Origin of the sequence: Streptococcus oralis, from assembly GCF_026782285.1 — a bacterium.
GTDB classification, from domain to species: Bacteria; Bacillota; Bacilli; order Lactobacillales; family Streptococcaceae; genus Streptococcus; species Streptococcus oralis_CG.
On sequence record NZ_JAKUWG010000007.1, the window covers coordinates 1 to 13,576 of the forward strand.

A 13,576-nucleotide genomic window follows, 5' to 3' on the forward strand; every position below is an offset into this window, starting at 1 on the left:
GATTTACCCACTACAAATATTATAGAGCCGAATAAACAAGCAAGATCTGGGAAGACATTTCCAGATCTTTTTGATAGAATGAAATCAAAGAAAACGTTATTAAAAAGAGGTGTGTGATGGAGAAATTTTTTATATTATTGCTATCATCACCCTACTTTTATTTTTTTCATTGGATTGAGAAGGTGGACAAAGATAGTAAACATTTCGCGTTTTTCTATTACTTTTACTGGATTTATCTTCCCTTGTGGGCTTTGTTCAGTATCGCTTTTACAATTTTTTCATTCTTAATTTTTAATATTGTCTTGAAAAATCCTGCTGATTTAACAATTTGGGTGATATGGATTCTTTTAGTCTTTTTGTCTCTTGTGAATGACTGGAAAGTCTATGCCTGTCTAAAGAGAATGTTCAAGCTGAAACAAGAGAACAAAACGAGGACATTCATCAATAGCTAAAGTTTAGAGGAGGTTCCGATGTTCAAGATAAAGCAGTTCATTGATCGACACTACAAGACCTACATTCTTACGATTTGCTTGCTATGGCTGCTGGTCTTTTGTCTTCCATGGGATTTGCAAATAGGAGGAGTTTCGATTTATTTCTTCATCATGAAAAAACTCTTTGTCGTCTTTGGTGTATTGGCAATCTTTTTCTCAGTACTGACTAAAAGGATAAGTCTCTTCCTCTTTGGAGTGATCTTTTGTATGGCCTTCTGGATCAATCTCTTCCTGATTTTTGGTATTTTGCCAGCTCTGCTTGGCAATTAAATTTTTGTGTGAAATGTAGTCCATAAAAAGCCAAGAGGCTGACCTAGAAGTTAGCCTCTTTTCCCTGTTTAAACGCGGATTCTTTCTTGAAAATTAAGAGTAAATGTGCTAGAATTAAAAGAACATTCTAAAATATTCAGAATCTAAAGTAAGGAAAATAATGGCTAATATTTTAAAAACGATTATCGAAAATGATAAAGGAGAACTTCGTCGTCTGGAAAAGATGGCAGACAAGGTTCTCAAATATGAAGATCAGATGGTAGCCTTGACGGATGACCAGCTAAAAGCAAAAACAGATGAATTTAAGGAACGTTACAATAAGGGTGAGTCGCTGGATTCATTGCTCTATGAGGCTTTTGCGGTAGTCCGTGAAGCTGCCAAGCGTGTTCTTGGACTTTTCCCATATAAAGTACAGGTCATGGGTGGGATTGTCCTCCACCATGGAGATGTGCCAGAAATGCGTACTGGTGAAGGGAAAACCTTGACAGCAACGATGCCTGTATACCTCAATGCCCTTTCAGGTGAAGGGGTTCACGTAGTAACGGTCAACGAGTATCTAACCGAACGTGATGCGACTGAGATGGGTGAATTGTACTCATGGCTTGGTTTGTCAGTAGGGATTAATTTGGCTGCTAAGTCACCAATGGAGAAGAAAGAAGCCTATCTCTGTGATATTACCTACTCAACCAACTCAGAGATTGGTTTCGACTACCTTCGTGACAACATGGTTGTTCGGGCAGAAAACATGGTACAGCGTCCGCTCAACTATGCTTTGGTCGATGAGGTTGACTCGATCTTGATTGATGAAGCTCGTACTCCTTTAATCGTTTCAGGGGCCAATGCTGTGGAAACTAGTCAGCTGTATCATATGGCGGATCACTTTGTCAAATCTTTGGACAAAGATGACTATATCATCGACATTCAGTCTAAGACTATTGGTTTGTCTGATTCAGGGATTGACAAGGCTGAAGAATACTTCAAACTGGAAAATCTCTACGACATCGAAAATGTAGCTCTTACTCACTTTATCGACAATTCCCTTCGTGCCAACTATATCATGATTCTCGATATCGACTATGTGGTTAGCGAAGAGCAGGAAATCCTGATCGTCGACCAATTTACAGGTCGTACCATGGAAGGTCGTCGTTATTCTGATGGCTTGCACCAGGCGATTGAAGCCAAGGAAGGTGTGCCAATCCAAGATGAGACCAAGACTTCAGCTTCTATTACCTACCAAAACCTCTTCCGTATGTATAAGAAATTGGCAGGTATGACAGGTACTGGTAAAACAGAAGAAGAAGAATTTCGCGAAATCTACAACATTCGTGTTATCCCAATCCCAACCAACCGACCAATCCAGCGTATTGACCATTCAGACCTTCTCTATGCTAGCCTTGATGCAAAATTCAAGGCCGTGGTTGAAGATGTGAAGGCACGTTATCAAAAGGGTCAGCCAGTCTTGGTAGGTACTGTTGCCGTTGAAACGAGTGATTTCCTTTCTAAGAAATTGGTCGAAGCAGGTGTTCCTCACGAAGTCTTGAATGCGAAAAACCACTACAGAGAAGCTCAAATCATCATGAATGCTGGTCAGCGTGGTGCGATTACCATCGCAACCAATATGGCCGGTCGTGGTACCGACATTAAGCTTGGTGAAGGGGTTCGTGAATTGGGTGGACTTTGCGTCATTGGTACAGAACGTCATGAGAGCCGCCGAATCGATAATCAGCTTCGTGGACGTTCAGGACGTCAAGGAGATCCAGGTGAGTCGCAGTTCTACTTGTCTCTTGAAGATGATTTGATGAAACGTTTCGGTTCAGAGCGTTTGAAAGGTATCTTTGAACGACTCAACATGTCTGATGAAGCCATCGAATCTCGTATGTTAACGCGTCAAGTGGAAGCAGCTCAAAAACGCGTTGAGGGGAATAACTACGATACACGTAAACAGGTCCTTCAATACGATGATGTCATGCGTGAACAACGTGAGATCATCTATGCACAACGTTATGATGTCATCACTGCCGACCGTGACTTGGCACCTGAGATCCATGCTATGATCCGTCGTACCATTGGACGAATCGTAGATGCACACGCTCGTTCGAAAGAAGATGAAAAACTAGAAGCAATCTTGAACTTTGCTAAGTACAACTTACTTCCAGAAGATTCAATCAGCCGTTCAGATCTTGCGGGTCTATCAGATCAAGCCATCAAAGATGAGCTGTATCAACGTGCATTGAAGGTTTATGACAACCAAGTTGCCAAACTTCGTGATGAAGATGCAGTGAAAGAATTCCAAAAAGTCTTGATTCTACGCGTTGTAGACAACAAGTGGACAGACCATATCGATGCTCTTGACCAGTTGCGAAATGCTGTTGGCCTTCGTGGATATGCCCAAAACAACCCAGTTGTAGAATATCAAGCAGAAGGTTTCCGTATGTTTAACGACATGATTGGATCAATTGAATTCGATGTGACTCGCTTGATGATGAAAGCACAAATCCACGAACAGGAACGCCCGCAAACTGAACACAATATCAGTACAACTGCGACTCGTAATATCGCAGCGCAGCAGACTCAGCTTCCAAAAGATGTGGACTTGAGCCAAATTGGACGAAATGATCAATGCCCATGTGGCTCTGGTAAGAAATTCAAGAACTGTCATGGTAAGAGACAATAATATGAGATAAGATACAGGCGGATACCTGGTGAAAATCATTTTTTGCTTGGTGTCCGTTTGCTTTATAAGGAGATGAATCATGGTATTTACAGCTAAAAGTCCTAAAATTAACATTGAAGAAGTTCGCGCCTTGTCTAAATTAGAGGGGGCGGCTCTTGCGAGAAAAAAACAACGTGATCAGGAATTGGAAGCCATCATCCGTGGGGAAGACCAGCGTATTCTCTTGGTGATAGGACCATGTTCATCTGATAACGAAGAGGCGGTTCTCGAGTATGCTAAGCGCCTGTCTGCTTTGCAAGAAGAGGTCAAAGATCGTATTTTTATGGTCATGCGTGTCTATACGGCTAAACCTCGTACCAATGGAGATGGCTATAAGGGCTTGATTCATCAACCAAATGCTAAAGAAGCACCTAGCTTGATCAATGGAATCAAGGCTGTTCGTCATTTACATTACCGCGTTATTTCTGAGACTGGTATGACAACAGCGGATGAGATGCTTTATCCTGAAAATCTTCCGCTGGTAGATGATTTGATTTCTTACATGGCTGTTGGAGCTCGTTCTGTAGAGGATCAACAGCACCGTTTTGTAGCGAGTGGAGCAGACTTTTCGACAGGATTTAAAAATCCAACATCTGGTAATCTCAATGTCATGTTTAACGGGATCTATGCAGCGCAAAATAAACAGAGTTTCCTTTTCCTCGGTAAAGAGGTGGAAACAACAGGGAATCCATTGTCCCACGCCATTCTTCGCGGTGCCTTGAATGAATACGGGAAAAATATTCCTAACTACTACTATGACAATTTGATGGATACCATTGATCAGTATGAAAAGATGGGTTTGGAAAATCCCTTTATCATCATCGATACCAATCATGACAATTCAGGCAAGCAGTACATGGAACAAATCCGTATCGTTCGTCAGACCTTGATTAACCGTGACTGGAATGAGAAGATCAAAAAATATGTTCGTGGTTTTATGATTGAGTCCTATCTAGAAGATGGACGTCAAAATGAGCCAGAAGTTTTTGGTAAGTCCATTACAGATCCGTGTCTAGGATGGGACAATACGGAAGCACTTGTTCGCGAAATCTACCAAACGCTAGGAGAATAAGATGGCATTTATCGAAAAAGGTCAAGAAATAGATATTGAAGCAATCAAGGCTGCAACCCAGCTATCACCTGAAGCCTTGCGAAAAAAAGAAGCGCGAGATCGAGAGTTGGCAGCCATCATCTCGGGTGAGGACGACCGAATCCTTTTGGTGATGGGACCTTGCTCTTCGGACAATGAAGAAGCAGTACTCGAATATGCTCGTCGTTTAGCAGACTTGCAGAAAAAAGTTGCGGATAAAATCTTTATCGTGATGCGTGTCTATACGGCTAAACCTCGTACTAATGGAGATGGCTATAAAGGCATGATTCATCAACCAAATACCAGCGAAGCGCCTAGTCTCATCAATGGCTTGCAGGCTGTTCGTCAGCTGCACTACCGTGTGATTACGGAGACGGGCTTGACGACAGCTGATGAGATGCTTTATCCGTCAAATCTCGTTTTGGTTGATGATCTAGTCAGCTACCATGCTGTAGGGGCTCGTTCAGTGGAGGACCAAGAACACCGTTTTGTAGCCTCTGGTATTGATGCTCCAGTTGGAATGAAAAATCCAACATCTGGGAACCTTGGGGTCATGTTTAATGCTATCTATGCAGCTCAAAACAAGCAAACCTTCCTTTACCATGGACAAGAAGTGGAAACTTCAGGAAATCCTTTGGCCCACGTTATTCTTCGTGGTGCCATGAACGAATATGGTAAAAATGAACCCAATTTCTACTATGAAACCCTATTAAATGCCATCAATCGCTATGAGACCATGGGACTTGAAAATCCCTTCATTATCATCGATACCAATCATGACAATTCAGGCAAGCAGTATATGGAACAAATTCGCATTGTTCGTCAAGCCTTACTGAATCGTGATTGGAATGAAAAGATTAAAAAGACGGTTCGAGGCTTTATGATCGAATCTTACCTAGCAGACGGTCGCCAAAATCAACCAGAGGTCTTTGGTTGCTCCATTACCGACCCTTGTCTAGGATGGGAAAATACAGTAGCCTTGGTAGAAGAAATTTATACTACCTTAACAAAATAAGTGAAAAGGATGGAGTTGGGGGAATCTCAGCTCCTTTTATGAGTATGATAGTTGGACACGGAATTGACATCGAAGAATTGGCTTCGATAGAAAGTGCAGTTACACGACGTGAGGGCTTTGCCAAGCGCGTGCTGACAACTAAGGAAATGGAGCGATTTACCAGTCTCAAAGGGCGCAGACAAATCGAATATTTGGCTGGTCGCTGGTCGGCTAAGGAAGCTTTTTCCAAGGCTATGGGGACAGGAATTGGCAAACTGACCTTTCAGGATTTGGAAGTTTTGAATAATGAACGCGGGGCTCCCTATTTTAGTCAGGCACCATTTTCAGGAAAGATTTGGCTGTCTATCAGCCATACAGATCAGTTTGTGACAGCCAGTGTCATTTTGGAGGAAAATCATGAAAGCTAGTCCACATAGACCAACCAAGGCTCTGATTCATCTGGGAGCTATTCGACAAAATATTCAGCAAATGGGGGCTCATATCCCTGAAGGAACGCTCAAGTGGGCAGTAGTCAAGGCCAATGCCTACGGACATGGTGCAGTAGCTGTTGCGACGGCTATCCAGGATGATGTCGACGGTTTTTGCGTTTCTAATATTGATGAAGCTATTGAACTCAGACAGGCTGGACTTAGCAAGAAAATTCTCATTTTAGGAGTTTCTGAAATAGAAGCTGTTGCTCTTGCTAAAGAATATGATATCACCTTGACGGTGGCAGGATTGGAATGGATTCAAGCACTCTTAGCTACTGGTGCGGATATAGCTGGCTTGACTGTCCACCTCAAGATTGACTCAGGAATGGGACGAATTGGTTTTAGAGAGGCCAGTGAAGCTGATCTGGCTCAAGACTTGCTCCAACAACATGGCGCTCGCGTTGAGGGGATTTTTACCCACTTTGCTACTGCAGATGAAGAATCAGATGCCTATTTTAATACCCAGTTAGAACGATTTAAAACTATTTTGGCAAGTATGAAGGAAGTCCCAGAGCTGATTCATGCCAGCAACTCGGCAACGACCCTCTGGCATGCAGAGACTATTTTCAATGCGGTTCGTATGGGAGATGCCATGTATGGCCTGAATCCTAGTGGAGAGGTCTTGGACTTGCCCTATGATTTGACTCCAGCCTTGAGTTTGGAGTCTGCCCTTGTTCATGTCAAGACAGTTTCAGCTGGAGCTTGCATGGGCTATGGAGCAACTTATCAAGCGAATAGTGAGCAAGTCATTGCGACGGTGCCAATCGGCTATGCGGATGGTTGGACACGTGATATGCAGAATTTCTCTGTCTTGGTAGATGGTCAAGCTTGCCCAATCGTCGGACGAGTATCTATGGACCAAATTACCATTCGTCTGCCTAAGGTTTACCCGCTAGGAACAAAAGTAACCCTGATCGGCACAAACGGGGACAAGGAAATCACGGCTACTCAGGTAGCGACCTACCGCGGGACTATTAACTATGAGGTGGTTTGTCTCCTCAGCGACCGCATTCCGAGAGAATATCATTAAACTAAAGAAAGGAGTGGAGCATGAATCTACATCAACCCTTGCATGTCTTGCCTGGTGTGGGACCAAAGTCAGCAGAGAAATACGCTAAACTAGGAATTGAAAACTTGCAAGACCTCTTGCTCTACTTTCCTTTCCGTTACGAAGATTTCAAGAGCAAACAGGTACTGGAGCTGGAAGACGGTGAAAAGGCGGTCCTGTCTGGTCAAGTTGTGACTCCTGCCAGTGTCCAGTATTATGGTTTTAAGCGCAATCGCCTGCGTTTTAGCCTCAAACAGGGAGAAGTCGTTTTTGCGGTGAATTTCTTTAACCAACCCTACCTAGCTGATAAGATAGAGTTGGGAGCAACCCTTGCTGTCTTTGGAAAATGGGACCGTGCCAAGGCCAGTCTGACAGGGATGAAGGTCCTGGCTCAGGTGGAAGATGACCTCCAGCCTGTCTATCGTCTGGCTCAGGGAATCAGTCAGGCCAGCCTGGTCAAGGTCATCAAGACGGCCTTTGATCAGGGGCTGGACCTCTTGATTGAGGAAAATCTTCCCCAGTCTTTGCTGGACAAATACAAACTCATGTCCCGTTGTCAGGCCGTTCGTGCCATGCATTTTCCTAAGGATCTAGCAGAATACAAACAGGCCCTTCGCCGCATCAAGTTTGAGGAACTCTTTTACTTTCAAATGCAGTTACAGACGCTCAAGTCTGAAAATAGAGTTCAGGGAAGCGGTTTGGTTCTGAATTGGTCTCAGGAAAAAGTGTCGGCTGTTAAAGAAAGTCTGCCTTTTTCCCTGACTCAAGCTCAGGAAAAGAGTTTGCGGGAAATATTGGCCGACATGAAGTCGGACCACCACATGAATCGTCTCCTGCAAGGAGATGTAGGGAGCGGAAAGACAGTTGTTGCAGGTCTAGCTATGTATTCTACTGTTACGGCTGGCTACCAAGCTGCTCTCATGGTGCCAACAGAAATCCTAGCAGAGCAACATTATGAGAGTTTGAAGAGCCTTTTTCCGAGCTTGAAACTGGCTCTCTTGACAGGTTCCTTGAAAGCTGCAGAAAAAAGAGAAGTCTTGGAGACCATTGCCAAGGGTGAGGCCGACTTTATTATCGGAACACACGCTCTGATACAAGATGGAGTAGATTATGCTCGTCTTGGTTTGATTATCATCGATGAGCAGCACCGTTTTGGTGTGGGGCAAAGGCGTATTTTACGGGAAAAAGGGGACAATCCTGACGTTCTCATGATGACGGCGACACCTATTCCACGGACGCTTGCTATCACAGCCTTTGGAGATATGGATGTTTCCATTATTGACCAGATGCCAGCAGGGCGGAAGCCTATTGTGACTCGCTGGATTAAGCATGAACAGCTGCCTCAGGTTTTGACTTGGTTAGAGGGAGAAATTCAAAAAGGTTCTCAAGCCTACGTCATCTCTCCTTTGATTGAAGAATCAGAAGCTCTGGATCTGAAAAATGCCATTGCCTTATCGGAGGAATTGACGGCTCATTTTGCAGGTAAGGCTGAAGTGGCTCTTCTACATGGTAAGATGAAGAGTGACGAAAAAGACCAGATCATGCAGGATTTCAAAGAGAGAAAAACAGATATTCTAGTATCTACAACTGTTATCGAGGTTGGGGTTAATGTTCCCAATGCGACCGTCATGATTATCATGGATGCCGATCGCTTCGGTCTTAGCCAGCTTCACCAGCTCAGAGGTCGTGTTGGTCGGGGGGACAAGCAGTCCTATGCTGTTCTTGTGGCTAATCCCAAGACTGACTCTGGGAAGGACCGCATGCGCATCATGACAGAAACGACTAATGGATTTGTCCTTGCGGAGGAAGATTTGAAAATGCGTGGTTCAGGTGAGATTTTTGGAACCAGACAATCAGGTCTCCCAGAGTTTCAAGTGGCTGATATTATCGAAGATTTTCCAATTTTAGAAGAAGCCAGAAAGGTCGCCAGCTACATTAGTTCGATAGAAGGCTGGCAAGAGGATCCAGAGTGGCGCATGATTGCCCTTCATTTGGAGAAGAAAGAACATCTAGATTAAGCTTTCTCTAAGGAAAACTTAAGCTAGCTTTTAGGATTGTTTCTTATGATAGTGTCAACAAAAAAGAAACGAGGACTTTCTCATGACTATTAAAGTAACCTACCAAAAGAAGTTTCAAACTGTCAAACAAGAGAAAGGAGCTAGCACTTATTGATACACAAAGAGCGGAAACGCTCTTTTTATTTTTAAAACTACTTTCAGACGATAGGTTTGAGGAAAGAGAATCTAAAATCACTTTCTATTTAGCATTCTTTCTTGCATTGCTTTCCTAGATATGCTACAGTTGTGATAACGATTACAAAACTAAAGGAGCATGCTATGAAAAATCCAGCTTTGTTAGAAGAAATTAAGACTTATAAAGGACGGGATGAGGTTCCAGAAGACTTTGATGCTTTCTGGGATGAGGAATTAAAAAAAGTTTCCACTCTTCCAGCCTACCAGTTGGAGGAAAGAGATTTCCACATTCCCCGAGTCAAGTGCTTTGAGCTCACTTTTGAGGGAACTAATGAAGGCAAGGTCTATGCACGCGTCGTCCTTCCAAAGACTGAGGGGAAAGTTCCCCTAATTTTCCATTTCCATGGCTATATGGGACGTGGCTGGGATTGGGCTGACATGCTGGCCTATACTGTGGCTGGTTACGGTGTTGTTTCCATGGATGTGCGGGGCCAGTCGGGCTATTCGCAAGACGGCTTGCGTTCTCCACTAGGAAATACTGTGAAGGGGCATATCATCCGTGGTGCTGTGGAAGGTCGGGACCACCTCTTTTATAAGGATGTCTATCTGGATATTTACCAGTTGGTTGAAATTGTTGCCAGTCTGCCTCAGGTAGATGAGGAAAGACTTTCTAGCTATGGTGCTTCACAAGGAGGGGCTTTAGCTCTGGTTGCAGCAGCGCTCAATCCTCGAATTCAGAAAACAGTTGCCATCTATCCTTTCTTGTCAGACTTTAGACGGATGCTTGAGATTGGTAATACCAGTGAAGCCTATGATGAACTCTTCCGATATTTCAAGTTTCACGATCCCTTCCATGAAACAGAGGAGGAAATCATGGCGACTCTTGCCTATATCGATGTGAAAAATCTTGCCCATCGTATCAAAGGTGAGGTCAAGATGATTACGGGCTTGGATGACGATGTTTGCTATCCCATTACCCAGTTTGCAATTTACAACCGTCTGACCTGTGATAAGGCTTATCGAATCATGCCTGAGTATGCCCACGAAGCCATGAATGTCTTTATCAATGACCAAGTCTACAACTGGCTCTGTGGTAGTGAGATTCCTTTCTCCTATGTAAAAAAATAAGTTTAAGAGAGCCTTGAGCTCCCTTTTTATTTTCCAAAATCGAAAAGTACTTTCAGGAAACTTGAAATATTAAAATAGTTTTAAAAGTAGAATCTATTCTATATCATTTAGCTATAAAGTTCAAAGTTTATTGTATAATAAGGGAAAGACATTATGCGAAAGGAGGGAACTTTCCGCTGTTTGGTCAAAGAGTAAGAGCAGTGGACGTTTGAAGAATGGGAGGTCTCATTCAGTCGGTTACTTTCTTTTTACTTGTTTAGTTGGAGGAACTAAAAATTTTAAGAAAAAAAGAAAGCGCTTTATTTTATGAAAAACGAAAGGACAAACATGAATTACAAATCTTTAGATCGGAAACAGCGATACGGAATTCGAAAATTTGCAGTTGGGGCGGCATCTGTAGTGATTGGTACAGTGGTATTTGGAGCAAATCCAGTCTTAGCTCAAGAGCAAGCCAATGCAGCAGGGGCCAATACAGAAACTGTCGAACCTGGTCAAGGTTTATCAGAATTGCCAAAAGAAGCGTCCTCGGGAGATCTTGCTCATTTGGATAAGGATTTGGCTGGTAAATTGGCAGCAGCTCAAGACAACGGCGTTGAGGTGGACCAAGAACACTTGAAAAAAAATGAGAGTGCAGAATCAGAAACTCCATCCTCTACGGAAACCCCTGCAGAAGAAGCAAATAAGGAAGAGGAATCAGAGGATCAGGGTGCTATTCCTCGTGACTATTACTCAAGAGATTTAAAAAATGCCAATCCTGTCCTTGAAAAAGAAGATGTTGAAACCAATGTGGCAAATGGTCAGAGAGTTGATTTATCAAGTGAACTAGATAAACTAAAGAAACTTCAAAATGCTACAGTTCACATGGAGTTCAAACCAGATGCATCAGCTCCACGCTTTTACAATCTCTTCTCTGTATCCAGTGACACCAAGGAAAATGAGTACTTTACTATGTCGGTCCTTGATAATACAGCTCTTATTGAAGGGCGTGGCGCTAACGGAGAGCAGTTCTATGATAAGTATACAGATGCTCCTTTGAAAGTTCGCCCAGGACAATGGAATTCCGTGACCTTTACTGTCGAACAACCGACAGCGGAGTTACCTCATGGTCGAGTTCGTCTCTATGTGAACGGTGTCTTATCTCGAACAAGTCTCAAATCTGGTAACTTTATCAAAGATATGCCAGATGTTAATCAAGCTCAACTTGGAGCAACCAAACGGGGCAAGAAAACAGCTTGGGCATCAAACCTACAAGTTCGAAACCTAACTGTTTACGATCGTGCTTTAAGCCCAGATGAAGTTCAAACACGAAGTCAATTATTTGAAAGAGGTGAATTGGAACAGAAACTTCCTGAGGGAGCAAAAGTTACTGAGAAAGAAGACGTCTTTGAAGGTGGTAGGAACAATCAACCAAATAAAGATGGTATCAAGAGTTATCGTATCCCAGCTCTTCTCAAGACTGATAAAGGAACGCTGATTGCTGGAACGGATGAAAGACGTTTGCACCATTCTGACTGGGGAGATATTGGGATGGTTGTTCGTCGTAGCTCAGATAATGGAAAAACATGGGGAGACCGAATCGTAATCTCAAATCCTCGTGACAATGAGCACGCTAAACATGCAGATTGGCCATCTCCAGTCAATATTGATATGGCCTTGGTACAAGACCCTGAAACAAAGAGAATTTTTGCAATTTATGACATGTTCCTTGAAAGTAAGGCAGTATTTTCATTACCGGGGCAAGCTCCGAAAGCTTATGAACAAGTGGGAGATAAAGTTTATCAAGTTTTATATAAGCAAGGAGAATCAGGTCGCTATACGATTCGAGAAAACGGAGAGGTTTTCGACCCTCAAAACAGAAAGACAGATTATCGTGTTGTCGTTGACCCTAAAAAACCAGCCTACAGCGATAAGGGGGATTTGTATAAAGGGAATGAGCTAATCGGGAATATTTATTTTGAGTATAGCGAGAAGAATATTTTTAGAGTTTCCAATACCAACTACCTATGGATGTCCTACAGTGATGACGATGGGAAGACTTGGTCTGCACCAAAAGATATTACACATGGGATTCGGAAAGATTGGATGCACTTCCTAGGAACTGGACCTGGTACGGGGATTGCCTTGCGTACAGGATCTCATAAGGGAAGACTGGTGATTCCAGTTTATACAACAAACAACGTTTCCTACCTAAGCGGTTCTCAATCATCTCGTGTAATTTATTCAGATGATCATGGTGAAACATGGCAAGCAGGGGAAGCAGTTAATGATAACCGTCCAGTAGGCAACCAAACCATTCACTCTTCTACCATGAATAATCCAGGCGCCCAAAATACGGAGTCAACTGTTGTTCAGTTGAATAATGGGGATCTCAAGCTCTTTATGCGTGGGTTGACTGGTGATCTTCAGGTTGCGACCAGTCATGATGGGGGAGCAACGTGGGATAAGGAAATCAAACGTTATCCTCAAGTAAAAGATGTTTATGTTCAAATGTCCGCTATTCACACCATGCATGAAGGAAAGGAATACATTCTACTCAGCAATGCTGGTGGTCCTGGACGAAACAATGGTTTGGTTCACCTAGCTCGTGTTGAGGAGAATGGTGAGTTGACATGGCTGAAACACAATCCTATACAAAGTGGTAAGTTTGCTTACAACTCACTCCAAGAACTCGGAAATGGCGAATATGGTTTGCTTTATGAGCATGCGGATGGCAATCAAAACGATTATACTTTATCCTATAAAAAATTCAACTGGGATTTCTTGACCAAGGATTGGATTTCTCCTAAAGAAGCAAAAGTGAAATATGCGATTGAAAAATGGCCAGGCATCCTTGCTATGGAGTTTGATTCGGAAGTATTGGTCAACAAGGCACCAACCCTTCAATTGGCAAACGGTAAAACAGCACGCTTCATGACCCAGTATGACACAAAAACCCTCCTATTTACGGTGGATTCAGAGGATATGGGTCAAAAAGTTACAGGTCTGGCAGAAGGTGCTATTGAAAGTATGCATAATTTACCAGTCTCTGTAGCGGGCACTAAGCTTTCGAATGGAATGAACGGAAGTGAAGCTGCTGTTCATGAAGTTCCAGAATATACAGGCCCACTAGGAACAGCGGGTGAGGAACCAGCACCAACAGTTGAAAAACCAGAATTTACA

General features: G+C 43.1%; 10 protein-coding genes. All 10 read left to right on the plus strand.

The annotated features are described in order from the left end of the window. Nucleotides 1-116: 116 nt before the first annotated feature. Entirely contained in the window at nt 117-452 is a 336-nt protein-coding gene (locus MK403_RS05105) for a hypothetical protein (protein ID WP_239822309.1), read from the plus strand. A gap of 18 nt (nt 453-470) precedes the next feature. Then, nucleotides 471-761 carry a hypothetical protein gene (locus MK403_RS05110; RefSeq protein ID WP_084945861.1) on the plus strand — a complete coding sequence of 97 codons (291 nt, stop codon included), beginning with the start codon at nt 471-473 and terminating at the stop codon, nt 759-761. A 160-nt stretch (nt 762-921) separates the two neighbouring features. Next, nucleotides 922-3,435 (plus strand): preprotein translocase subunit SecA, encoded by a 2,514-nt coding sequence (gene secA, locus MK403_RS05115; protein WP_268709159.1) that lies wholly within the window; start codon nt 922-924, stop codon nt 3,433-3,435. 79 nt (nt 3,436-3,514) lie between these two features. Next, nucleotides 3,515-4,546 carry a 3-deoxy-7-phosphoheptulonate synthase gene (locus MK403_RS05120; protein ID WP_268709160.1) on the plus strand — a complete coding sequence of 344 codons (1,032 nt, stop codon included), beginning with the start codon at nt 3,515-3,517 and terminating at the stop codon, nt 4,544-4,546. 1 nt (nt 4,547) lies between these two features. Then, the gene (locus tag MK403_RS05125; RefSeq protein WP_000864028.1) at nt 4,548-5,579 is read left to right on the plus strand and encodes a 3-deoxy-7-phosphoheptulonate synthase; all 1,032 of its coding nucleotides are present in this window, start codon (nt 4,548-4,550) and stop codon (nt 5,577-5,579) included. 44 nt (nt 5,580-5,623) lie between these two features. Continuing rightward, nucleotides 5,624-5,986, plus strand: coding sequence for a holo-ACP synthase (gene acpS / locus MK403_RS05130; RefSeq protein ID WP_084911410.1), 363 nt, complete (start codon nt 5,624-5,626; stop codon nt 5,984-5,986). Continuing rightward, nucleotides 5,976-7,079: an alanine racemase gene (gene alr, locus MK403_RS05135; RefSeq protein WP_268709161.1), complete on the plus strand. Its 1,104-nt coding sequence runs from the start codon at nt 5,976-5,978 to the stop codon at nt 7,077-7,079. The genes acpS and alr overlap by 11 nt, the downstream gene beginning before the upstream one ends. Before the next feature lie 20 nt (nt 7,080-7,099). Next, on the plus strand, nt 7,100-9,115 hold the full coding sequence (recG, locus tag MK403_RS05140) for an ATP-dependent DNA helicase RecG (protein ID WP_268709162.1): 2,016 nt from the start codon (nt 7,100-7,102) through the stop codon (nt 9,113-9,115). A 318-nt stretch (nt 9,116-9,433) separates the two neighbouring features. Next, entirely contained in the window at nt 9,434-10,417 is a 984-nt protein-coding gene (locus tag MK403_RS05145; RefSeq protein ID WP_268709163.1) for an acetylxylan esterase, read from the plus strand. A 327-nt stretch (nt 10,418-10,744) separates the two neighbouring features. After that, on the plus strand, nt 10,745-13,576 hold a 2,832-nt coding region (locus MK403_RS05150; RefSeq protein WP_268709164.1), incomplete at its 3' end, for an SIALI-17 repeat-containing surface protein.